Origin of the sequence: Novosphingobium sp. AP12 (assembly GCF_000281975.1) — a bacterium.
GTDB lineage: Bacteria > Pseudomonadota > Alphaproteobacteria > Sphingomonadales > Sphingomonadaceae > Novosphingobium.
Genome location: NZ_AKKE01000125.1, coordinates 1 through 22,596 on the forward strand (window position 1 = coordinate 1; position 22,596 = coordinate 22,596).

The following is a 22,596-nucleotide window of genomic DNA, read 5'->3' on the forward strand; positions in this document are numbered from 1 at the left end:
CGAGGATGATCCACGGGATATGACGCGACATTATAAGCCTCTCTGGGATATCTTTGGCCGCGGGCTATTTTAGACGGTAGTGTCGCGGCAGCGCGGGGTAAAATCACCGTTTGATCAATAGGGAGATCAAATCCTACCGGTAAAGGTCACGATAATTGCAGGTCCCCCAGCTAGGATAGGCTCGGCGTATTTCACGCAGTCATGTGTATCAAGCTGGTGTGACGAAACCGTCTGCGGGGCCAGGGCCACCAAAAACCCTGCTGAGGGGGTCTGCATACCAAGCGTGAGCCTGCTCATCCGCACCGCATGGTGCGAGCGCCTAGCCATCGCATTCAGATCAAGCACCGGCCTGCCGACAGGTTGGCCGTAAACCGCTATCCCACCGTCGAACTCCGCAGGTGCGCTTCGACTGTCAAGTTGCGCGTCAATCCCTTTACCCGAAAGCGCCAGTGTCCCCTCCAGCACCGCCAGTGTCCGATTGATGCCGGGAAATAAGGAGAATGAACCCGGGGCAGTCACCTTGGCCATGCTTAGCCGCCAGAGAAAGTCGTCCATGCTTGCCCCTGGCGGGAACACGGCAATTTCTAGCGTCGTCCCGCCGCCGTTCTTCCATGGCACTGCGAGGCAATCGACGGCCCGGATGACGGTTACAGTGCTCACCCCAGAATGCCCGGCAGATCGAGGCCCTTCGCCTCGGCGCAATCCCTGGCGATGTCGTAGCCCGCGTCGGCGTGGCGCATGACGCCGGTGGCGGGGTCGTTCCACAGCACGCGCTCAAGCCGCGCCGCCGCTTCGGGCGTACCGTCCGCCACGATCACCATGCCCGAGTGCTGCGAGAAGCCCATGCCGACGCCGCCGCCGTGATGCAGCGAGACCCATGTCGCACCGCTGGCGGTGTTGAGCAGGGCGTTGAGCAGCGGCCAGTCGCTCACCGCGTCCGAACCGTCCTTCATCGACTCGGTCTCGCGATTGGGCGAGGCGACCGAGCCGCTGTCGAGATGGTCGCGGCCGATCACGACGGGGGCCTTCAGCTCGCCGCTCGCGACCATCTCGTTGAAGGCGAGGCCGAGGCGTTGGCGATCGCCCAGGCCCACCCAGCAGATGCGTGCGGGCAGGCCTTGGAACTGGATCTTCTCGCGCGCCATGTCGAGCCAGTTGTGCAGGTGCGCGTTGTCGGGCAGCAGCTCCTTCACTTTGGCGTCGGTCTTGTAGATGTCCTCGGGATCGCCAGAAAGCGCGGCCCAACGGAACGGGCCGACGCCGCGGCAGAACAGCGGGCGGATATAGGCGGGGACGAAGCCGGGGAAGTCGAACGCGTTCTCGACGCCCTCGTCGAGCGCGACCTGCCGGATGTTGTTGCCGTAGTCGGTGGTGGGAACCCCCGCCGCCTGGAAATCGAGCATCGCACGCACGTGCTGCGCCATCGAGGCCTTGGCGGCCTTGGCGACTGCTTCGGGCTCGCGCTCGCGCCGCTCGATCCATTCGGCGACCGTCCAGCCGGCGGGCAGGTAGCCGTTGACCGGATCGTGCGCGCTGGTCTGGTCGGTGAGCAGATCCGGGCGGATGCCGCGCGCATAGATCTCGGGCAGCAATTCCGCGGCATTGCCGAGCAGGCCGACCGAAAGCGCCACCTTGTCGGCGTTGGCCTTCTCTATGATCGTCATCGCCTCGTCGATCGAGTTCGCGGCGACGTCGAGGTAGCCGGTGCGCAGACGCATCTCGATGCGGCTCGCCTGGCATTCGATGGCAAGGCACGAGGCCCCCGCCATCACCGCCGCCAGCGGTTGTGCGCCGCCCATGCCGCCGAGGCCGGCGGTCAGCAGCCACTTGCCCGACAAGTCGCCGCCGTAATGCTGGCGGCCCATCTCGACGAAGGTCTCATAGGTGCCCTGAACGATGCCTTGCGTGCCGATGTAGATCCACGAACCGGCGGTCATCTGGCCGTACATGGCGAGGCCGCGCTTATCGAGTTCGTTGAAATGCTCCCAGTTCGCCCAGTGCGGCACGAGGTTGGAGTTGGCGATCAGCACGCGCGGCGCATCGGCATGGGTGCGGAACACGCCGACCGGCTTGCCCGATTGCACCAGCAGCGTCTCGTCGGCTTCGAGGCGGCGCAGCGTCTCGACGATCTTGTCGTAGCTGGCCCAGTCGCGCGCGGCGCGGCCGATGCCGCCGTAGACCACCAGCTCCTCGGGCCGCTCGGCGACGTCGGGATGGAGATTGTTCATCAGCATGCGCAGGGGCGCTTCGGTGAGCCAGGACTTGGCGGAAAGCTCGGTGCCGGTGGCGGGCTTGATGACGCGAGTGTTGTCGATACGGGACATGGAGGTCAGGCTTCCTGAAAGGCGAAGGCGCGGGCGGCTTCGATGATCTGGACAAGGGTCGCGGTGAGGAAGGCGGCGCGGGCGGCGTCGAAGGCGGGGGGCCAGTTGGCCTCGCTCGGCGTTTCGGGCTCGTCCATGTAGCCGCGAATGGCGAGTTCTATCTGGATCGCGTGGACGCCGTTTTCGGGGCGGCCGTAGTGGCGCGTGGTCCAGCCACCGCGGAACCGCCCGTCAAGGACGTGGCTTTCGCCGCTGGCCTTGCAGACGGCCTCGACGGCGGCGGCAAGCGCGGGATCACACGTGGCGCCGCCGTTGGTGCCGATGTTGAACTGCGGCAGTTCGCCCTCGAACAGGCGCGGCACGTGGCTGCGGATCGAGTGGGCGTCGTACAGCACGACGCGCGGATGAGCGGCGCGAAGGCGGTCGATCTGCGCCTGCAGGGCGGCGTGGTACGGATCGAACCAGAGCGCGCGGCGGCGAGCGATCTCGACCTCGTCCGGCACGGCGTCGGCGTAGAGCGGTTCGCCGTCGAACGTCGTCGTCGGGCACAGTTCGGTCGTCGCCTGGCCCGGATAGAGCGAGGCGCCCGAGGGATCGCGGTTCACGTCGATCACGCTGCGCGAGATGCCCGTCGCCACCAGCGTCGCGCCAAGGTCGGCGGCGAAGGCGTAGAGGTCGTCGACCCACCAGTCGGCATCGCGCCGCGCCAGCCAGGGCGAGCGGAAGGCGCCTGCGACGTCCGCCAACCCGCTACCGATGTGCGGGAAGGCGACGATCAGCGGCGCGTCGCCTTCAGTGACCTTGAGCCAGTCGCTCATGCCACACCCGGCAGCGCACCACCGGCCGCCGCGACGAGCGCGCCTGTGCGGATCAGCGCATTCGCCGCTTCCATGTCGGGGTGGAAATGGCGGTCGTCCTCCAGCGCGGGCACCACTTCGCGCAAGGCCGCGCGGGCGGCTTCGAGCGCGTCGCTGGAGGCGAGCGGGGCGTGGAAGCCGATCCCCTGCACCGAGGCGAGCAGTTCGATGCCGATGACCGCGAAGCCGTTTTCGGCCATTTCCAGCAGGCGGCGCGCGCCGTGGGCGGCCATCGAGACGTGGTCTTCCTGGTTTGCAGAAGTCGGGATCGAATCGACGCTTGCGGGATAAGCGCGCTGCTTGTTCTCGCTGACGAGCGCGGCGGCGGTGACTTGCGGGATCATGAACCCGGAGTTGAGTCCGGGGCGCGGCGTCAGGAACGCGGGCAAGGCGGAGAGCGCGGGGTCGACCAGCATGGCGATGCGGCGCTCGGCGATCGAGCCGATCTCGCAGATCGCCAGCGCGATCATGTCGGCGGCGAAGGCGACCGGCTCGGCGTGGAAGTTGCCGCCCGACAGCGCCTCGTCGGTCTCGGGGAAGATCAGCGGGTTGTCTGAGACGCCGTTGGCCTCGATCTCCAGCGTCGTCGCCGCCTGGCGCAGCAGGTCGAGCACCGCGCCCATCACCTGGGGCTGGCAGCGCAGGCAGTAGGGATCCTGCACCCGCGCATCGTTCTCGAGATGGCTGGCGCGGATAGCGCTGCCCGCCATCAGATCGCGCAAGGCGTCGGCGACTTCGATCTGCCCCTTCTGTCGGCGCAGCGCGTGAATGCGCGGATCGAACGGCGTGTCCGAGCCCTTCGCTGCTTCGGTCGACAGCGCGCCGGTGACGAGCGCTGAGCGGAACAGCAGCTCGGTCTCGAACAGGCCGGCCAGCGCGTTGGCGGTGGAGAACTGAGTGCCGTTGAGCAGGGCTAGACCTTCTTTAGGACCGAGTACGGTGGGCTGGAGGCCCGCCTTGCGCAACGCTTCGGCCGCCGTCAGGCGCTCGCCCTCGTAAAAGATTTCGCCCACGCCGATCATCGTCGCGGCCATGTGCGAAAGCGGCGCCAAGTCGCCGCTCGCGCCGACCGAGCCCTGGCACGGCACCACCGGGGTCAGGCCCTTTCCGAGCATCGCTTCGAGCAGCGCCACCGTCTCGGGCCGCACCCCCGAAGCACCTTGCGCCAGGCTTGCGAGCTTGAGCGCCATCATCAGCCGGATCACCGGCGCCGGCGAAGGCGCGCCCGTGCCCGCCGCGTGGCTGAGCACGATGTTGCGCTGGAGCGTCGCCAAATCCTTGCCGCCGATCCGCACGCTGGCGAGCTTACCGAAACCGGTGTTGATGCCGTACACGGGCTCACCTTTGGCAAGAATGCGCGACACGGCAGCTGCGCTTTCGGCCACGAGCGGGGCGCAGGCGGGATCCAGACGGATGGTGGCACCGCGATAGACGCTGCGCCAGTCCCCAAGCGGAACCTCTCCGGGGACAAGCAGGATCGTGTTCATTGACCACTCCAGATTCGGGCATGGAGCGGATTGAAGCCCATGCGATAAACGAGTTCGGCGGGACGCTCGACGTCCCAAATGGCAAGGTCGCAGCGCTTGCCGGCTTCCAGGGTGCCCCGGTCGGCCAGGCCGAGCGCGCGTGCCGCGTTACGGGTGACGCCTGCCAGGCATTCGGCAACGGTGAGGCGGAACAGCGTCGCGCCCATGTTCATCACCAGCAGCAGCGAAGTGAGCGGCGACGTGCCGGGATTGCAATCGGTCGCCAGCGCGATCGGTACCCCGGCGGCGCGCAGCGCCTCGATCGGCGGCAGCCTCGTCTCGCGCACGAAGTAGTAGGCGCCGGGCAGTAACGTCGCGACGGTGCCCGACGCGGCCATTGCCGCAATGCCGGTCTCGTCGAGAAATTCGAGATGGTCGGCCGACAGCGCGCCATGATGAGCTGCCAGCGCTGCTCCGTGCAGATTTGACAGTTGCTCAGCATGGAGCTTTACCGGGAGGCCGTGGCGGGCGGCGGCGCTGAACATGCGCTCGGTCTGGGGGGGCGTAAAGCCAATCCCCTCGCAAAAGGCGTCAACGGCATCGGCGAGCCCGAGGGCGGCAATTTCGGGCAGGACCTCGTCGCACAGCATCGTGACGTAGGCATCCGCATCGCCTGCATATTCCGGCGGCAGCGCATGGGCGCCCAGAAACGTGGTGGCCACGCTGACCGGGCGTTCGCTGCTTAGCCGCCGGGCGGCCCGCAGCATACAGATCTCCGTTTCACGATCGAGGCCGTAACCGGACTTGACCTCCACCGTGGTCACACCTTCGGCGATCAGTGCGTCGAGCCGGGGCAGGGCAGAGGCTACCAGTTCGGCCTCGTTTGCGGCACGGGTGGCCCGCATGGTGGAGACGATACCACCGCCAGTCCGTGCTATCTGTTCATAGGAAGCGCCGTCGAGGCGCATCTCGAACTCGGCCGCGCGGTCGCCGCCGTGGATCAGATGGGTGTGGCAGTCGATCAGCCCGGGGGTGATCCAGCGGCCCTCGCAATCGACAACGCGTGGGGCATCGAGACCGGGCGCATCGTCGACGGCACCGGCGTAGACGATTTTGCCGTCGCTCGCTGCGATTATGCCGCGCTCGACCACGCCGATGCCATCGCCGACCATCGTGGCAAGCCGGGCATCCTTCCAGATCGTATCGCACCGCATGATCAGCCCCTCGCTTGCCCGTCCCAATGTGATTGCACCGTTCGGATTTAATGTATAGACAAAAAGTGAAGCGAGGAGCAGATTCATGACGGAAAGTTGGGGCGTCACGCGCAAAGTATTGTTTTTCCAACATCTTCTACTTCCGCATGGATGGGCCCGAGATGTGCGCGTTGCGCTTTCCGGCGGCCGGATCTCCGCTGTCGAAATGAACGTGGAACCTTCGAATTCGGACGAACGGCACGCATGTGGCTTGCCGGGAATGCCCAACCTGCATAGTCATGCCTTCCAGCGCGGAATGGCAGGGCTGGCAGAGCGGCGCGGCCCGTCCAACGATAGTTTCTGGACCTGGCGCGAGATCATGTACCGCTTCGTCGATCGCATGACGCCGGACGATGTGAGCGCCATTGCCGCGCTCGCTTATATAGAGATGCTGGAGAGCGGCTTCACACGCGTTGGTGAGTTCCACTATCTGCATCATGACCGTGGGGGACTTCATTTCGCTGACATCGGTGAGATGAGCGGTGCGTTGATGGCGGCAGCGTCCGCCAGCGGAATCGGCATGACCTTGCTTCCCGTCCTCTACAGCCATTCAGGGTTCGGCGGGCAGCCGCCACAGCTAGCCCAAGCCCGCTTTATCCTGGACGTCGACGGCTACGCGCGCCTGCTCGATTCGGCTGACGGCCATGCGCGAAGCCTTCCCGATGCGGTGGTCGGCGCTGCGCCGCACAGCCTGCGTGCCGTCTCCCGAGAGCAGTTGCGCGATCTCGAGGCGCTGGTGAAAGGCCGCCCGATCCACATCCACATCGCCGAGCAAGTGAAGGAAGTGGACGACTGCCTTACCTGGAGCGGTCAACGTCCGGTCGAGTGGCTATTGGATCACGCTGAGGTCGATGCGCGCTGGTGCCTCATCCATGCCACGCACATGACCGACGCGGAGACGAGGGCGCTGGCCCATAGCGGCGCGGTTGCAGGGCTTTGCCCGATCACCGAGGCAAATCTCGGCGATGGGCTGTTTCCCGTCGAGACTTTCCTCGATGCGGGCGGTCGGTACGGCGTTGGTAGCGATTCCAACGTGTTGATCGACTGCGCCGAGGAACTTCGGCTGCTGGAGTATGGGCAGCGGTTGACGCGGCGCGCCCGCAACGTGATGGCGCGCGGTGCCGGGCGCTCGACCGGCGGGGACCTTTACGCCGGCGCGCTCGCGGGCGGCGCTGCGGCGTTGGGCATCGGAGGCGGCATCGCAGTGGGTCTGCCGGCCGATATCGTCAGCCTCGACCTCGATCATCCAGCGCTCGCTCACCGGCAGGGCGATGCCATAACCGACAGCTTCGTCTTTGGGGCGGGCAGGTCGGCTATCGACTGTGTCTGGCGTCATGGCGCCAAACTGGTTAGCGACGGGCGGCACCGTATCCGCGACCAAGCAATCCGGGATTACCACCGCGTGCTCGAAAGACTGATCGCATGACCATGTCGCTTCACGAACTGATCCGGTCTGATTACGAATCCCGGATCATCGGAGGGTTCCTGGCGCCCGGCGATCGCCTGCCGACCGAACAGGCCCTAATGCAGACCTATGGATGTTCGCGCATGACCGTGAACAAGGCGCTCTCGAAACTCCTTTCTGCCGGGCTCATCGAACGCCGCAAAAAGGCGGGAACCTTCGTCGCGAAGCCGAAGGTCCACTCGATGGTGCTCGACGTTCCCGATATCGCCGTGCAGGTCCACGAACGGGGTCAGGCCTACGCCTATCGTCCGCTTCGCCGACTAGTACGGCCGCCGGGGGAGGACGAGGAGGAAAGGCTGCTTGCCGCATCCGGTATGCTAATGCAGATCGATGGCTTGCACATCGCCGATGGCGCGCCGCTTGGCGCCGAGTTCCGTCTTGTCAGCACTGATGCGGTCCCTGCGATCGTCGATGCCGACCTCGATACCTTGCCACCGGGTTCCTGGCTCCTTCAACAAGTGCCATGGACCGAAGCGGAGACGCGTATCTCCGCGGTAGGCGTCGCGGGCGATGAGGCGCGCTGGCTGGAGGTCTCTGCCGGCACGCCTTGCTTGTGCGTGGAGCGCCGCACTTGGCGCGGAGAGGAACGGATCACGTACGTACGCCAGCTTTTCCTTGGCCATGCCTACGATATGGTGGCGCGCTTTGGACCCGGTGCGCCTCACGGATGATGGCAGGCGCGTCGACGATATCTGGCTGACCTGTATAGACAAGCTTCCGGCTGCACGATAATCCAACGGATCGACGACAGGCACGTCGCTGGAGGAAGTTGGGATGTCGGCAACGGGCGCGGCTGCAATGGTACCGCTCTATGAGCAAGTGAAGGCGCATGTCCTGCGCATGATAGGTTCAGGTGAACTGCAGGCATTCAGTCGAGTGCCATCCGAAAATGAACTCGTGCGCCTGCTCAACGTCTCGCGGATGACCGTCAACCGGGCCCTCAATGACTTGGCGTCGGAAGGCGTCCTTACTCGCACTGCCGGCGTCGGGACGTTTGTAGCTGAGCAGTCGGTGAGAGCGCACCCGCTCCAGATCAACAACATCGCCGAGGAAATTCGCCGGCGTGGTCATCGCTATCACGCAGAAGTATTGCTGCTAGAGTTGGCGTGTGCCGACCAGGCCCTTGCTCGCGAGTTCGGGGTACATCCCCAGGCGCCGCTTTTTCACAGCATCGTGTTGCACCATGAGAACGAGCGCCCAATCCAGATTGAGGATCGCTATGTAAATCCGGTGGTCGCGCCGGACTATATGTCGGCAGACTTCACCGTCGAGACCCCGAACGAGCATTTGGTGCGCGTCGCGCCGTTGCAACGGGCGGAACATGTGGTGCGCGCCGCAAACCCTGACCCGGACCAGGCACAATTGCTCGACATGGCCCCCGGCGAGCCGTGCTTGGTTCTGCGCCGGCGAACGTGGACGAACGAGATCGTCGCTTCGTTCGCGACGCTGCTTTATCCCGGGTCGCGGTATGAGTTCGCGGGTCGCTTCACGGTCTGAGCAGCTAGTAATCGCTTGCGTATTTATTAGGCATCCAGTGCTCCGACCTCCACATATTGCCTGATACGCAGGCAGGTTGTCAGAAAGTTGCAACCTAACTCCCGAAACCAGCAATTCTTGCTTGACATACCTGTATAGACAGGGCTGTTTGAGTGGCTCTTGCGGAACGCAGGGCACCTCATTGTAGCCGGTTAGATGGCGATTGCCGGAAGTCACGAGGCTGCTCCATGCGTGCCGACGGCCGGCCCGGCGCCGCGATCTAGGAGTCATCAGGGATGAAAGTACTATCCTGCGCCGCTGCTCTGCTGCTGCTGTGCGCTACCGGCCCATCGCTGGCGAAAACGGCCTCGGGTATCGTAGAGACGCCTACCGCTCCGGCGGCTATCGGGCCCTATTCCCAAGCGATCGATACCGGCACACTGGTGTTCGTTTCGGGTCAACTCGGTCTGTCGCCCCAGGGTACCATGGCTTCCGGCGATACTGCAGGACAATCCCGCCAGGCGCTTGAGAACATCAAGGCAATTCTCGCCGCGGCGGGACTGACGATGAATGATGTCGTTCAGACTCAAATATATCTTCTCGACCTTGGTGACTTCGCGGCCGTCAACGACATCTACGCAGGCTATTTCAAGCGCGCGCCGTCCCGCGCGACCGTACAGGTCGCGCGGCTACCGCGCGATGGCCGCATAGAAATTTCAGCGATCGCCGTTCGGCCAGAGCGGTCTCGTCACTAACATTGAAACTGATTAAATCTCATGGGGGCAACATGAACGATCGAACAATTCTCGACATTCAAGGCGTTACCAAAAGCTTCCGAAAGTCTAAGGCGGTCGATACTCTCGACTTGCGCATTGGCAGCGGGGAGATTTATGCGCTGCTCGGCCCAAATGGCGCAGGCAAGACGACCACGATCAACATGGTCCTGGGTTTCATCGAGCCCAGTTCAGGTACGATCCTCGTGGATGGTTTGAACGTCGCGGAGAATCCGATCAAGGCGCGTTCACGGATCGCATACTTGCCCGAGATGGTGGCGCTGTATCCAACGCTAACGGGTATCGAGAATCTGCACTATTTCGCCCTGTTGGCGGGAAAGGATCTCGACGAGCCGACTTGCCGCCAACTGCTGGCCGAAGCGGGGCTGCAAACCAACGCCCACGACCGCCGCGCGGGCGACTATTCCAAGGGAATGCGCCAGAAAGTGGGTGTCGCGGTCGCCAAGGCTAAGGATGCCTCGCTTCTGCTCTTCGACGAGCCCACGTCGGGACTCGACCCGTCCGCCTCCTCCGAATTTTACGCGATGCTGCGCGACCTCGCGGGGAAGGGAATGGCGATCCTTCAGACCACCCACGACATCTGGCGTGTGCACGAAGCCGCCACGCACATCGGCATCCTGCGCGCCGGGGTTCTCGTGGAGGAAATCGACCCGCGTTCGACCACGCCCGCGGACCTCGAGCGAATCTACGTCAACAGGCTTGCAGCATGAAGACGCTCGGCCTCGAATTGAAAATGATGTTGCGGGGCGGCCGGACCGTCGCTGCAGCGGCCGTCTTCGCGCTTGTCATGGTTTTGTCGGGAGTGTCGAGTTACTACGGCAACCTCCAGGGGGACCGCGAAAAGAACCAAGTGGCTCATGCCGAGCGCGAGCGCTGGCTCCACCAAAGTGGCAAGGACGCCCATCAGGCGGCACACTACTCGATTTACGCATTCCGGCCCGGCGCTCCGATGCATACGCTTGATCCGGGCATTCTTCCTTTCGTGGGGCAGGCGGTGTGGCTCGAACCGCACTGGCAGAACGATATGATCTACCGGCCGCTGCAGGAGGCAGAGCCGTTCCAGCGCATGGGAATTGCCGACCCAGCCCGCTTCCTCGTCGAGTTTGGGCCACTTCTGGTCTTCCTCGTAGCCTTTGGGGCAACCGCGGCGGATCGCGAGACGGGGATCATGCGCCTGGCACTCGGCGCGGCGCGGCGGCCCGCGCCCTACGTCTGGGGCAAGTGGGGCGCGGTGACTCTTTTTTCGTCTGCGACGCTCTTGTTGCCGTCCCTGCTAATAGGTTTGGGAGCGCTGGCGACCGCCCCCAGTGTTGATGGGCTCATGCGCCTGTTGGCCTGGCTTGGGACTTTCAGCGTCTACTTTGCCACCCTGGCGGCGATCGGCGTCGTGGTGTGTCTAAACGCGCGCACCGCACGGCTCGGCTTTGCGGTCTTGCTCGGGTTGTGGGCGGTGCTTGCTTTCGTAGCACCTCGTGCGGCCAGCAGCGCCGCCAACCAGATCACGCCGCTGCCATCCTATGCTGAAGTCAAGCTGGAGATGGAGCGCGAAGCTCCCATCTACTGGTCTGCCCAAACCGGAGAGGCCCAGACCCGCATCATCATGAAGCGCTACGGCGTTGCCCGGCGTGAGGATCTGCCTGTTGATTTGCGCGGTGCGCTGATCGACTACAACGAGCGGCGCTCTCACGGTGTATTCGACCGGATCCTTGGCGGCTTCTACAGGCGCGTGGCCGAGCAGGACCGCACATTCGCGGCGCAGGCATGGATGTCTCCGGCAGTGGGTGCTCAAGCCCTCTCGGGTGCGCTGGCGGGATCGGACTTTGCCCATCAGCTGGATTTTATCACGTCTGCGGAGCGCTATCGCCGCAACCTCGTCAACCGGATGAACGGGCTTCTGCTCACCGCGCAGAGCAAATCGTCGACCTATAAGGTTAACGGCATCACGGCCGGTGATGATGATTTTCGTAAGGTGCCCGAATTCACGTACGCCGGACCGTCGATCGCGCTCGCATTCGCGTCGATTGGTTCCGCGTTGGCCTATCTGCTCGTCTGGCTGGGAGGAGGCCTTGCACTGCTGGCCTGGACGACCCGGAGGATTCACCCATGACGACGTCCCTTTTCCGCAAGCTGTTCTGGTGGGAGATGCGCCAGATGCCGCGCAGGGGTTTCCTCTGGGTTGTCGTGGCGATCCTTTTCGCCGCCTTCGCCTGGGGCGCGGTTAATGCCGAGGCCTTGCGCCGCAGCCAAACCGCCTCTGTTGCGAAAAACCTCGCGGCGGATGCCGCTTGGCGTGCTGACGTAGATGCCAAGGTTCGCGCCTACTCAACGCCTTCCAACGTTACAATCCAGTACTGGCAGGACCCGACCGACGTCGACGCCTTCAGCCATTACTTCCTGCGCCAAAGCGCGGCCAAGCCGGCACTGCCGCTTGCTGCCCTTAGCGTAGGCCAGAGTGATCTCCTGCCGTTCTTCCTCCCCGTCAAGCTGGATACACCGTTCGGCATCGACCCGTCTTACGATTTTGAGCATCCGCGTGCGCTTGCGCTTGGTCTGTTCGACATGGGGTTCGCGCTCGTGTTTTTCCTTCCCATCGGTGTCATCCTACTGGTGACCATGGTGGGTGCCTACGAGCGCGACCACGGCATCCTACGGTTTGCCGCTTCGCAGGCCGTGAGCCCCAGGCTGCTGCTGGGCACCAAACTCCTAGCGCTCGCCGCCTGGCTGGTGCCGCTGCTACTGATCGCTGCAACCCTGGCGCTCGTGGTTGCGGGTGCTCCTGTTCTGCACGACTTGGTCGGGCTCGGGGCGATGCTGCTGGCGATGAGTGCCTATGCATTGTTCTGGTTTACGCTTTCCTGGTTGGTCCTGAGCTTCCAGCGCGGCGCCGCGGCTAGCGCCAGTGCTCTCATCGCAATCTGGGCTCTCTTCGCGATCGTCGTTCCCAAGGCTGCCACGCTTGGGACCGCGCTGTTCGTGCCGCAGAATTCCTACGTCGATTTCATCAACCAGCGGCGCGTCGTCGAAGACGCGGTGATGCGCGGGGGCGAGGGCTGGGACGGGTCCGTGCGCCAATGGCTTGACGGTCTTAGTTTCCCGCAAGCGAAGACAGTAGACCCGACAAGCCTGTCATATGCCGCTCACCTCGTTTTCGTAGCCCCGGAGCGCGAACGACGGCTCCGCGCCACTGCAGACCGAATGGCGGCGGAGCACGCAGCTGCCGGACGCTGGACGCTGCTGGTGGAACTGCTTTCGCCGCCTGCCGCGTTGCAAGACGCACTTTCGACAATCGCGGGAACGGATGCCCGGCGGCACGACCGGTTTCTCACCTCGGTCCGCGAATATCAGCACGAGTTACGCGATTTTGTCTATCCGCGCGTCAAGGCGCAGGTTCTTAACCCCGCTGCCAACTCATGCTCCGGGTGCGCCGGCCGCCTAACCTTCACCGAGCACCATGCCGTGCCGTCTTACCGTGTGCCCGGCCAGACGACACGCCAGCGGATCGAACCCGCTCTGGCGTGGGCTGCGTTCTTCTGTGCGATCTCGGCAGTTCTTGGTCTCGCAGCAGTACGGCGCGGGCGGTTGTGGCGACCGGGTGAACTGCAATGACCTTTCGGACCAATATTGCCCCGGTCGGACCAGAACCCGCCGTGAGAAACACTATGAAGGATGCATCCACGATGAAGAATTTGAAGGTCGGCGCCGCACTCCTGGTCAGCGTTGCAGCACTAGCGACGGGCCAGGCACATGCCAAATCGCGTACCGCTGCCGATACTTTAGCCGCGACGACGATGCTTTCGGATCTGGTCAAGCTCGACAGCACAAATCCGCCCGGCGACACGCGTGCGATCGCCAAGTACCTTCAGGATTATTTCGCAAAGTTAGGTGTCAAAAGCGAGATCGTCCTCGCCCCCAACGGCAAGGCCGCGCATTTCATCCTGCGCCTCAAAGGCGACGGTTCGCGCAAGCCCGTGCTGATCGCTGCCCATTCGGACGTCGTCCCCGTTGACCAGTCGCGCTGGAGCGTCCCGGCCTTCGGCGGGATCGTCAAGGATGGATATGTGTGGGGACGCGGTGCGCTCGACAACAAGGCGAACCTGACCACCTTTAGCCTGGCCGTGGCGCGACTAGTCCGCAACAAGGTTCCGTTGGCGCGTGACGTGATCCTATTGGCGGAAGCGGATGAGGAGCAGGGGTCCTTCCATACTAGTTGGCTGGAGAAGGAGCACTGGGCACAGATGGACGCCGAGTTCGCGCTGAACGAAGGCGGTGACACGATCTGGGATGCCGCGCACAAAGTGCGCCAGGTCGGCGTCTCGACCGTAGACAAGCTGACGGTGACCTTTCGGATGACCGCCAACGGCCTGACTGGCCATTCGTCGCGCCCGTTGAAAATCGATGAGACGGCGAATGGTCAACTGATCGCCGCGATGACGCGCCTCCTCGCCTTCAAGCAACCGGTGCGCCTGAGCCCGACGACACGGGCGCAGTTGGAGACGCTTGCCGTTTCCGCGACGCCGGAGGTGCGCGCCGCGATCCGGTCCGTGCTAGACCTGCCACCTGGGCCGGATCTGGAAGCGGCTGCAGATCGCCTCATGGCGCTCGACCCGGCGGGCGAGGTAGGCGTCTCCGGGCTGCTCAGGGACTCGCTGGTCATCACGATGATCGATTCGGGTGTGAAGGCGAACGTCATTCCCCCTACCGCCAGCGCGGTGATGAATGCCCGCCTGTTTCCGGGTGCCGACGTGGATGCCTTCATTGCGGACATCAACCGGACTATCGCCGATCCACGTGTTCAGCTCAAGGTGATCAGCGCGGCGAGCGAGCAGGACCCGGTCGCCTACTATCGCGGACGAGCCACGGTGCCCGCATCCTCAATCGACACTGACCTCTATCGCGCCATCCAGTCCGCTGCGGCGAAGCAATGGCCTGGTGCGCGCGTCTCTCCCATGCTGTTGACGGGCACGACCGATGCTGTTCCATGGCGTGAACACCGCATCCCTGTCTACGGGATTGGGTCCACACCGATCCTCAAGGCGGAGCGGGCCACGGTTCACGGCGACGACGAACGAGTGTCGGTCGAAGCGCTCGGGCAGGGTGTGGATTTCATCTACGACATCCTCACCGACGTGGCGAAGCAGCGGTAGCCTGTCGCGTTCCGGTAACTGATGGAGTTTTTCGATGACTAGCAGGCGGAATTTTCTGATCGCGGCCGGCTCGGCGACGATCGCACCGGCGTTTCTTCCGGGAGCGGCGCAAGCGGCCTCTACACCGGCAAAAGTGGCCAGGTTCGGCGGTTCGTTCCCAGAGTTGGAGCGGCAGTTTGCAGCACTTTACGATGTTGACCGGTCGGTCGTGAATCTGGATGCAGCATACTATGGGGCTATGACGAAGCCCGTGAAGGCGGCCTATACGCGTCACCTCGACTGGATGAACCGCTACAATTCAACCTTCCTTCGTAACGGGGTGGAAGGCGTATCGCGTGATGCTGTTCTCGGCGCGCCGGTGGCGGCCGTCGAGAAGCTGATCGGCGCGCAGGCGGGAGAAGTGGCGTTCAGCGCGGGCGGCACCGATGCCCTTTACGCGCTGATCGCCAACTACCGCCCGCTCAAGGCGGGTGACTCGGTGATCTATGCCGATGTCGATTATGACGAGATGCAGTTCGCGATGGATTATCTCCAAGCGAACCGAGGCGCGAAAGTCGTGCGCTTTTCGCTACCGGTGCCCTCGACGCGGGCGAACATCCTGGCCGCCTACGAAAAGGTGCTCAATGAAACGCCGTCGGCCAAGCTGCTCCTTCTGACCCATGTTTCGAACCGCAACGGCCTCATACCTCCGGTGGCCGAGATCATCCGCATGGCCAAGGCGCGCGGTGTTGATGTGATCCTCGACAGTGCCCAGGCGGTCGGTCAAATGCCGCTCGACGTCAATGCATTAGGCGCAGATTTCGTAGGCTTCTCTCTCCACAAATGGCTCGCGGCGCCGCTAGGCACGGGAGGCATTTATATCCGGAAGAACCGTCTGCAGGATATCTCTCCGTGGCTGGGCAATCGCATCTATGACGCCGACGATATCCGCGCCCGCCTCCCGACAGGGACCGCCAATGTCGCTGCGCAACTCACCGTCACGGATGCGGCCGAGCTGCAGGGCCATATCGGGCTTAATCGCAAGTTCGAGCACCTAAAAGCACTGCGCAATCGTTGGGTCGAGCCCGTGCGCGAGCTTCCCGGGCTGGAGATGACACTGCCCGATGAGCCAGCGAACTACGCAGCCATCAGCTCCTTCCGCCTTCCGGGCATGCGTACGGTCGAGCAGACCAAAAAGGCGCAGGCGTTGTTCCTGGCGAAGTATAAGCTCATGATCGTTGCCAAAGCCGGCCTTGCCGGCGGTGCGGTTTTGCGGGTTACGCCGGGCCTCTACAATACCGGTGCAGATCTGGACAGGTTAGTCGGCGCCGTGCGCGCCGAATACAAGATGTTCGCCTGAGCTCCGAAGAAAGATGTTACGTGTTGGCTATCCAGAAAGGATGTGGGCGAAGACCCGGGCCGACGCAGCAGGCCCCTGCCGAACCATTGGCAGGAGGAACGGCGCGTGGCCGAAGCTTGAAACTTCGGTCACGCGCGACCGCGATAGGAAGTATCTTTACCTTGCTCGCGGCCACGAAGATGACAGGGCGGTTGCGCGGTGCTACCGACATGGCATGCAGCGTCTGCTTGCCTTCGTCGCAGCGTTTGGTCTCGTCCTCTCGTTGGGACTGGGCGCGATGGCCCACGCGACTGAGGGTGTTGCAGGCGCGGGGCATGATGCGGGCTCTTCCATCTGGCATGCGGACGGGGACCCCGACCATATACCACCCGACGCGGACAGTCCTGTTCCGCACCATCATGGCGGATGCGATGGACATCACGTCGGGACTCCCCATCGCAACCTGGCCATGACTGCACCGTGGCCGCTCGCGGCCGCTCCCGCGGCGGCGTCTCACGCCCGGTTGTCTCCTTTCTCCAACTCCCCCGAAATCGAGCCACCTATTACCTGAAGACGCTTTTCGGCCCGGCACCTTGCGTCGCCGGCCAATCTTAACGTCTTCGGAAGGTGTTTATCCATGTATCGTTTCATCGCGGCCTGCGTGGTCGCTGCGTTGGGCGCCGTCGGCGTCCACGCACAGGAGGGCGCGCCGGCCTTCACCCTTAGTCGTGCGCTCGAACTTGCCGGCGCGGGTTCTCCCCTAGGACAGGCCGGAGCGGCACAGGTGCGGGCGGCAGAGGCAGCCCGCTCCGTCGCGGGGCTGCGCCCCAACCCGTCCGTCACTGTTCAAACCGAGAACGTTGCGGGCAGTGGTGCCTATCGTAGCTTCCACAGCGCGGAGACGACCGCGCAGATCACCATACCGCTCGAAATGGGTGGAAAGCGCTCGGCGCGCATCGCCGTCGCCGATGCCCGGCATGAACGTGCGCTGGTCGAACGTTCGGTGATCGCCGCCGACCTGACCTTGTCGGTCACACAGGCCTACGTGGCCGCGCTGGCGGCCGAACGGCGCGCGCAAATTACCGGTCGGCAAGTGGAGATCGCACTTGCTGCGCACCATGCCTCGCAGGTGCGCGTCCGGGCGGGGCGCGCTTCGCCGCTGGAGGAGCAGCGAGGGGCGCTGATGCTGGTCAATGCCCGATCGGCGGCTGAGCAGGCGGGCCGTCTTGCGCAAGTCGCGCGTGAAAACCTGGCTCGCCAGATCGCCGCCCCGGTGGATGCTCCGCTCGACGTCGACTGGCTCGATCGGCTCGCAGTTGCCGGTCCGGTCGACCGCCCGCTGATCGAGAATTTGCTGGCCGTTCGGGCGGTGGAGTTGGACGTCGCCACGGCCGATGCGCAAATCCGGCTCGCCGCAACGCAGCGAACGCCTGACCTTCAAATTTTCGTAGGGCCACGCCGCCTCGAGGCGACGCGGGATACGGCGTTGACGTTTGGTGTCACCATTCCGCTCCAGGTCTTTGACCGGGGATCGGCAGCACTGGCTCAAGCCCGGGCAGAGCGAGAAAAGGCGGACGCGGAGAGCCGGATAGCGAAGATCCGCATCTCGCAGGCGGTTGCATCGGCCGATGCCGAAGTCGCCAATGCCGAGACGGCAGCCCGCATCACCGGCGGGCCGGCGCTTGATGCGGCGATGGAAGCCGCGCGGATCGCACGTATCGGCTACCGCGAAGGCAAGTTCGGGCAGCTGGACCTGCTAGATGCCGAGCGCGGGCTCGCTGAAACCAGGCTGGCCGCCATCAACGCGCAGGCCGCCTATCATGACGCTACGGCACGTAGGGATCGCCTGACAGCATCCGCGCCGCTTCCCCTCGAGGAGTGATCCGATGAACAATTCGATAGGTACCGCGCTGCCGAAACTCGGTTGGGCGCTCGCTATGGTACTCGCGCTCCCTCTTGGTGCTTGCGGTTCTGAGCCGAAGGAAGCCGAGGAAAACGGCCACGGACATGGCAGCGAGGAAAGCCATACCGGCGGAGAGGGCGATCACGAGGACGGAGTCGTCAACATCACCGCCGTACAGCTGAGAGCCGCCGGCGTAGAAATCGTCACGGTTGGATCCGCCGGAGCCGGAGGGGCCGTGTCGCTGCCGGCGACGGTCGATGCCGATCCGCAGGGTATACGCATCGTAACTGCCGCGATCAGCGGGCGGATCGTCACGCTCAGTCGCAACCTGGGGGAGCCTATCCGTGCGGGCGAGACGCTGGCGGTATTGGAGAGCCGAGAGGTCGCGCTGCTCCAAGGCGAAATCGAGGCCGCGACGGCGCGTCTCTCACTCGCCAACAGCAACCTCGTGCGCGAACGGCGACTGTTCACCGAGAAGGTCTCGCCCGAGCAGGACCTCGTCGCCGCGCGGACGGCGGCGACCGAAGCTGGGATTGCCCTCCGCCTGGCGCGTCAGCAACTGGCGGCAACCGGCAGGGCGGGCAGTGGGCTCAATCGAGTGGCGCTTCCTTCGCCCCTATCGGGCCAAGTCATTGCTCGCACCGCTACGCTCGGGCAAGTGGTTACCGCGGACACCGAACTCTATCGTGTCGCCAATCTGACCAAGGTGACGGTCACGCTGTCGCTTTCCAGCGCCGATGCGGCCCGGTTGCGCCCCGGTGCGCGCGTCGCGGTCACGGCGCCCGGTCGCAGCGGGGAAGCGACCATCCGCTTCCTCTCACCGGTGGTTGATCCCGAAACGCGGTTGGTCCCCGCGATCGCCGAACTGGACAATCGCAGCAGCCAGTGGCGCGTCGGCGAGGCGGTGAGCGCCGAAGTCTCCCTCCCGGTGATCGAAGGCTCCGTGGGCGTTTCAGTTCCGCAGGTTGCAATCCAGACGGTCGCAGGGCGCCCGTCCGTGTTCGTGCGCACAAACACAGGATTCAAGTCTGTCGCTATCGAGGTCGGGCAGGCGAGCGGAGGCAACGTCCTTGTCACCCGCGGCCTGAAGGGTGGCGAGCGGATCGCTGCGACCGGATCCTTCCTCGTCAAGGCCGAACTCGGCAAAGGCGAAGCGGAGCATGAGCACTGAGCCATGATAGACACAATCGTCTCCTTTTCCGTCGCGCGGCGCTGGCTGGTTCTGCTGCTGACGTTCATCGCCTGCCTCGTCGGCGCATGGTCACTCGCGCGCCTGCCTATCGACGCAGTTCCCGACATCACGAATAATCAGGTCCAGATAAATGTGCGGGCGCCGGCGCTGTCGCCTGAACTTATCGAAAGCCAAGTCGCGTTCCCCATCGAGACCGCGCTGTCCGGTATTCAAGGACTAGAATACACCCGTTCACTCAGTCGCAACGGCTTCGCGCAGGTCACCGCTGTCTTTACCGATGGCACGGACATCTACTTCGCCCGCCAGCAGGTGAATGAGCGCCTCGCCGGGGTCAGCGCCGGGCTGCCGGAAGGCGTGACACCTGAAATGGGACCGATCGCGACCGGGCTTGGTGAGGTCTACATGTGGACCGCCCGCCTCGACCACCGAGAAGACGATCGCCACGAACCGGGAGAGCCCGGCATTCAGCCCGATGGCAGCTACGTTACGCCCGAGGGCGAAAGGCTGGTGAGCCAGGCGGATCAGGCAACGTACCTTCGCACCGCTCAGGATTGGATTGTGACGCCGCTGCTTAAAAACACCCCAGGGCTTGCGGGGGTCGATGCCATCGGCGGATACGTCAAGCAGTTTCAGGTCGTACCCGACCTTCAGCGTCTGGCTGCGCTGAGGATTGGCATTGACGATCTCGCCCGCGCGCTCGAGGAGAACAACGCGGCGGTGGGGGCCGGGGTCGTCGATCGCAATGGGGAAGGGCTGGCGGTCCGATCGGATGCGCGCCTCGCTGGAGCGGACGACCTCGCTAAGACGGTCATTGCCACGAGAGAGGGCGTGCCGATCGTGTTGAGTCAGGTGGCGACCGTGAAGACCGGCCAAGCGCTTCGCATGGGCTCAGCGTCTGAAAACGGCCGGGAGGTCGTCGTCGGGACCGCGGTCATGCGCCTGGGCGAGAATAGCCGCACTGTTGCCTCGGCGGTGGCAAAGCGCCTGGAGGACATCAACGCGTCACTGCCGACCGACGTGATTGTTCAGCCGGTGCTCGATCGAACAGCGCTGGTTAACGCGACGATCGGCACCGTAGCCAAGAACCTAGGCGAAGGGGCGTTGCTGGTCGTGGTCGTGCTGTTCGCCCTGCTTGGAAACCTGCGCGCAGCGCTGATCGCCGCGCTAGTCATCCCTGCGACCATGCTGATGACCGCTTTCGGGATGCTGCATGGTGGTGTGTCCGCAAACCTGATGAGCCTGGGGGCGCTTGACTTCGGCCTGATCGTCGACGGCGCGGTGATCATCGTCGAGAACACGCTGCGCCGCATGGCCGAAGGCCAGCATCGCGTGGGCCGGGTACTGACGCGGGAGGAACGTCTGGCTACCGTCACGGGCGCGGCGCGCGAGATGATCCGGCCATCGGTCTTCGGGCAGGCGATCATTATTCTTGTCTACGTTCCGCTGCTCACTCTGACCGGGGTGGAAGGCAAGACCTTCACGCCCATGGCGCTGACGGTGATCCTTGCACTCGCCTGTGCGTTTGTTCTCTCGTTGACGTTCGTGCCGGCGATGCTCTCGATCCTCCTCTCGCGCTTGGTCGAGGAAAAGGAAGGGCGCATAATGGGCTGGCTCGAGGCCCGCTACGAGCCGGGTCTTGCTGGCGCAATGCACCGGCCGCGCCGGACGATGGGGGTGGCGCTCGGCGCCTTTGCGCTGGCGCTCGGCACTTTCCTGCTGGAGGGGCAGGAGTTCCTGCCACAGCTCGACGAGGGAGACGCGACGGTGCAGGTCCTGAGGGTGCCCGGAACCTCGGTGGAGGAAAGCCAGGCGATGCAGTTTCAGGTCGAGACGGCAATTGCAGCGCTTCCGCAGGTGCGTTTCGTCTTTTCCAAGACGGGCACTGCGGAATTGGCCTCGGACCCGATGCCGCCTAACATCTCTGATACGTTCGTCGTTATGAAACCGCGCGGTGAGTGGCCGGACCCTGCCTTGCCCAAGGCGGAGTTGGTAGCAGCTATCGAGGAGAAGCTGAAGGAGTTGCCGGGACAGGCGTTCGAGATCAGCCAACCGATCCAGATGCGCTTTAACGAACTGATTGCGGGCGTTCGTGGCGACGTCTCCGTCAAAGTCTTTGGTGATGATCCCACCGCCATGGCGCGCACTGCCGAGCGCATCGCGACGGTCCTGCGACGCACGGAAGGGGCAAGCGACGTGCGCGTCGAGCAAACCGAAGGTTTGCCGATGCTCGACATCCGTCCCCGCCGGGAGGCGATGGCGCCGCTCGGGATATCTGCCAAGGGGGTGCAGGACGTCATCGCCGCCGCCGTGGGTGGGCGTGAAGCTGGTATGATCTTCGAAGGCGACCGGCGCTTCGCGGTGACTATCCGACTCGACGACACCCAGCGATCCGACCCGGCGCAATTGGGTCAGATCCCGGTGCCGACACCGGGAGGGGCCTACGTGCCGCTGTCCAGCGTGGCCGACATTACCGTCGTGACCGGGCTCAACCAGATCAGCCGGGAGAACGGCAAGCGCCGCATCGTCGTGCAAGCCAACGTGCGCGGCCGCGACATCGCCAGCGTGGTGAGCGACGCGCAAGCAGCGATCAGCAGGGAAGTCCGTCTACCTGCTGGCGCCCATCTTGAATGGGGCGGACAATTCGAGAACCTCGCTTCCGCTCGCGATCGCCTCATGCTGGTATTTCCGGCCTGTTTCGCGATGATCCTGTTGCTGCTCTACGGTGCGCTCGGCAAAGTGCGTGATGCCGCAATCGTCTTTACCGGTGTGCCATTGGCGCTGGTCGGCGGTGTGCTGGCGTTGTTCGTAAGGGGTATGCCCTTCTCGGTTTCGGCCGCAGTGGGCTTTATCGCCCTCTCTGGCATCGCCGTGCTGAACGGCCTGGTGATGCTGACCTCAATCCAGGACTTGGTGCGTCAGGGCATGGAGCCCGCACGTGCCGCACGCGAGGGCGCGATGAGCCGCTTACGTCCCGTTGCGATGACAGCATTGGTGGCCTCTCTCGGCTTTGTGCCGATGGCGCTAGCGTCCGGATCGGGCGCGGAAGTGCAAAAGCCGCTTGCGACGGTCGTCATCGGCGGGCTCGTCTCGGCCACGCTGCTGACGCTGTTCGTGGTGCCGGTGCTTTATGCCAGGCTGACCCGGCCGAAGGACGCGCGGCCGGGAGGAGAGGCATGATCACCTGCTCGCCAGATGCTGACGTCGATCCAGGAGCTGATGCGTCAGGGCGTGGAGCCCGCCCACGCGCCAGCGAGGCGTGACGGGCCGCTTACGTCGTCGCGATGACGGCGCGGGCGTCTGGATCGCCGCGAAGGTCCAACAGTTGCCTGCGTCGTCGGTCACCTCCAGGACCGTCTCAGCGACCCTGCTGGTCCCGCTGAAGGTGATCATGTTGGTGGGGCTCC

General features: G+C 64.2%; 17 protein-coding genes. 12 read left to right on the forward strand and 5 right to left on the reverse strand.

Annotation, left to right across the window (positions count from 1 at the left end):
- Window positions 1–126: 126 nt before the first annotated feature.
- Genes PMI02_RS17405 through hutI form a run of 5 tightly spaced genes read right to left on the reverse strand, consistent with a single transcriptional unit; the run spans window position 127 to window position 5,861 of the window.
- Window positions 127–660: a HutD family protein gene (locus tag PMI02_RS17405; protein WP_036504327.1), complete on the reverse strand. Its 534-nt coding sequence runs from the start codon at window positions 658–660 to the stop codon at window positions 127–129.
- The gene (gene hutU / locus PMI02_RS17410) at window positions 657–2,324 is read right to left on the reverse strand and encodes a urocanate hydratase (RefSeq protein ID WP_007685237.1); all 1,668 of its coding nucleotides are present in this window, start codon (window positions 2,322–2,324) and stop codon (window positions 657–659) included. Before hutU ends, PMI02_RS17405 begins: the two co-directional genes overlap by 4 nt.
- Before the next feature lie 5 nt (window positions 2,325–2,329).
- On the reverse strand, window positions 2,330–3,142 hold the full coding sequence (gene hutG, locus PMI02_RS17415) for an N-formylglutamate deformylase (protein ID WP_007685238.1): 813 nt from the start codon (window positions 3,140–3,142) through the stop codon (window positions 2,330–2,332).
- Window positions 3,139–4,668 (reverse strand): histidine ammonia-lyase, encoded by a 1,530-nt coding sequence (gene hutH / locus PMI02_RS17420; RefSeq protein ID WP_007685239.1) that lies wholly within the window; start codon window positions 4,666–4,668, stop codon window positions 3,139–3,141. The genes hutG and hutH overlap by 4 nt, the downstream gene beginning before the upstream one ends.
- Complete coding sequence (gene hutI / locus PMI02_RS17425; protein WP_007685240.1) at window positions 4,665–5,861, reverse strand: imidazolonepropionase; 1,197 nt, start codon at window positions 5,859–5,861, stop codon at window positions 4,665–4,667. The genes hutH and hutI overlap by 4 nt, the downstream gene beginning before the upstream one ends.
- 85 nt (window positions 5,862–5,946) lie before the next feature.
- On the opposite strand from hutI, the gene PMI02_RS17430 reads away from it, so the two are divergent.
- The 12 genes from PMI02_RS17430 (at window position 5,947) to PMI02_RS17490 (ending at window position 22,369) form a co-directional block, all read left to right on the forward strand.
- On the forward strand, window positions 5,947–7,326 hold the full coding sequence (locus PMI02_RS17430) for a formimidoylglutamate deiminase (protein ID WP_007685241.1): 1,380 nt from the start codon (window positions 5,947–5,949) through the stop codon (window positions 7,324–7,326).
- Window positions 7,323–8,036 carry a UTRA domain-containing protein gene (locus tag PMI02_RS17435; RefSeq protein ID WP_007685242.1) on the forward strand — a complete coding sequence of 238 codons (714 nt, stop codon included), beginning with the start codon at window positions 7,323–7,325 and terminating at the stop codon, window positions 8,034–8,036. Before PMI02_RS17430 ends, PMI02_RS17435 begins: the two co-directional genes overlap by 4 nt.
- 103 nt (window positions 8,037–8,139) lie before the next feature.
- A complete protein-coding gene (hutC, locus tag PMI02_RS17440; protein ID WP_007685243.1) occupies window positions 8,140–8,862 on the forward strand; it encodes a histidine utilization repressor in 723 nt (240 codons plus the stop codon).
- A 275-nt stretch (window positions 8,863–9,137) separates the two neighbouring features.
- Complete coding sequence (locus PMI02_RS17445; RefSeq protein WP_007685245.1) at window positions 9,138–9,596, forward strand: Rid family detoxifying hydrolase; 459 nt, start codon at window positions 9,138–9,140, stop codon at window positions 9,594–9,596.
- Window positions 9,597–9,628: 32 nt separating this feature from the next.
- Window positions 9,629–10,345 carry an ABC transporter ATP-binding protein gene (locus tag PMI02_RS17450; RefSeq protein WP_007685246.1) on the forward strand — a complete coding sequence of 239 codons (717 nt, stop codon included), beginning with the start codon at window positions 9,629–9,631 and terminating at the stop codon, window positions 10,343–10,345.
- Window positions 10,342–11,742 carry a DUF3526 domain-containing protein gene (locus PMI02_RS17455; RefSeq protein ID WP_007685248.1) on the forward strand — a complete coding sequence of 467 codons (1,401 nt, stop codon included), beginning with the start codon at window positions 10,342–10,344 and terminating at the stop codon, window positions 11,740–11,742. The genes PMI02_RS17450 and PMI02_RS17455 overlap by 4 nt, the downstream gene beginning before the upstream one ends.
- Window positions 11,739–13,241: a DUF3526 domain-containing protein gene (locus PMI02_RS17460; RefSeq protein ID WP_007685250.1), complete on the forward strand. Its 1,503-nt coding sequence runs from the start codon at window positions 11,739–11,741 to the stop codon at window positions 13,239–13,241. Before PMI02_RS17455 ends, PMI02_RS17460 begins: the two co-directional genes overlap by 4 nt.
- Before the next feature lie 71 nt (window positions 13,242–13,312).
- Window positions 13,313–14,779, forward strand: a complete 1,467-nt coding sequence (locus tag PMI02_RS17465; RefSeq protein WP_007685252.1) for a M20/M25/M40 family metallo-hydrolase — start codon at window positions 13,313–13,315, stop codon at window positions 14,777–14,779.
- A 34-nt stretch (window positions 14,780–14,813) separates the two neighbouring features.
- Complete coding sequence (locus tag PMI02_RS17470) at window positions 14,814–16,118, forward strand: aminotransferase class V-fold PLP-dependent enzyme (RefSeq protein WP_007685254.1); 1,305 nt, start codon at window positions 14,814–14,816, stop codon at window positions 16,116–16,118.
- A gap of 616 nt (window positions 16,119–16,734) precedes the next feature.
- Window positions 16,735–17,979: a TolC family protein gene (locus PMI02_RS17480; RefSeq protein ID WP_007685256.1), complete on the forward strand. Its 1,245-nt coding sequence runs from the start codon at window positions 16,735–16,737 to the stop codon at window positions 17,977–17,979.
- 4 nt (window positions 17,980–17,983) lie between these two features.
- Window positions 17,984–19,171, forward strand: a complete 1,188-nt coding sequence (locus tag PMI02_RS17485; protein WP_007685257.1) for an efflux RND transporter periplasmic adaptor subunit — start codon at window positions 17,984–17,986, stop codon at window positions 19,169–19,171.
- A gap of 3 nt (window positions 19,172–19,174) precedes the next feature.
- Window positions 19,175–22,369, forward strand: coding sequence for an efflux RND transporter permease subunit (locus tag PMI02_RS17490; RefSeq protein WP_007685259.1), 3,195 nt, complete (start codon window positions 19,175–19,177; stop codon window positions 22,367–22,369).
- The last annotated feature ends 227 nt before the right edge of the window (window positions 22,370–22,596 follow it).

Coding starts and splice junctions, on each gene's coding strand:
- PMI02_RS17465 (WP_007685252.1), top strand. CDS start 13,313: ATGAAGAATTTGAAGGTCGGCGCCGCACTCCTGGTCAGCGTTGCAGCA.
- PMI02_RS17485 (WP_007685257.1), top strand. CDS start 17,984: ATGAACAATTCGATAGGTACCGCGCTGCCGAAACTCGGTTGGGCGCTC.
- hutC (WP_007685243.1), top strand. CDS start 8,140: ATGTCGGCAACGGGCGCGGCTGCAATGGTACCGCTCTATGAGCAAGTG.
- hutH (WP_007685239.1), bottom strand. CDS start 4,668: ATGAACACGATCCTGCTTGTCCCCGGAGAGGTTCCGCTTGGGGACTGG.
- PMI02_RS17450 (WP_007685246.1), top strand. CDS start 9,629: ATGAACGATCGAACAATTCTCGACATTCAAGGCGTTACCAAAAGCTTC.
- hutI (WP_007685240.1), bottom strand. CDS start 5,861: ATGCGGTGCGATACGATCTGGAAGGATGCCCGGCTTGCCACGATGGTC.
- PMI02_RS17455 (WP_007685248.1), top strand. CDS start 10,342: ATGAAGACGCTCGGCCTCGAATTGAAAATGATGTTGCGGGGCGGCCGG.
- PMI02_RS17470 (WP_007685254.1), top strand. CDS start 14,814: ATGACTAGCAGGCGGAATTTTCTGATCGCGGCCGGCTCGGCGACGATC.
- PMI02_RS17430 (WP_007685241.1), top strand. CDS start 5,947: ATGACGGAAAGTTGGGGCGTCACGCGCAAAGTATTGTTTTTCCAACAT.
- PMI02_RS17445 (WP_007685245.1), top strand. CDS start 9,138: ATGAAAGTACTATCCTGCGCCGCTGCTCTGCTGCTGCTGTGCGCTACC.
- hutU (WP_007685237.1), bottom strand. CDS start 2,324: ATGTCCCGTATCGACAACACTCGCGTCATCAAGCCCGCCACCGGCACC.
- PMI02_RS17490 (WP_007685259.1), top strand. CDS start 19,175: ATGATAGACACAATCGTCTCCTTTTCCGTCGCGCGGCGCTGGCTGGTT.
- PMI02_RS17480 (WP_007685256.1), top strand. CDS start 16,735: ATGTATCGTTTCATCGCGGCCTGCGTGGTCGCTGCGTTGGGCGCCGTC.
- PMI02_RS17460 (WP_007685250.1), top strand. CDS start 11,739: ATGACGACGTCCCTTTTCCGCAAGCTGTTCTGGTGGGAGATGCGCCAG.
- PMI02_RS17435 (WP_007685242.1), top strand. CDS start 7,323: ATGACCATGTCGCTTCACGAACTGATCCGGTCTGATTACGAATCCCGG.
- hutG (WP_007685238.1), bottom strand. CDS start 3,142: ATGAGCGACTGGCTCAAGGTCACTGAAGGCGACGCGCCGCTGATCGTC.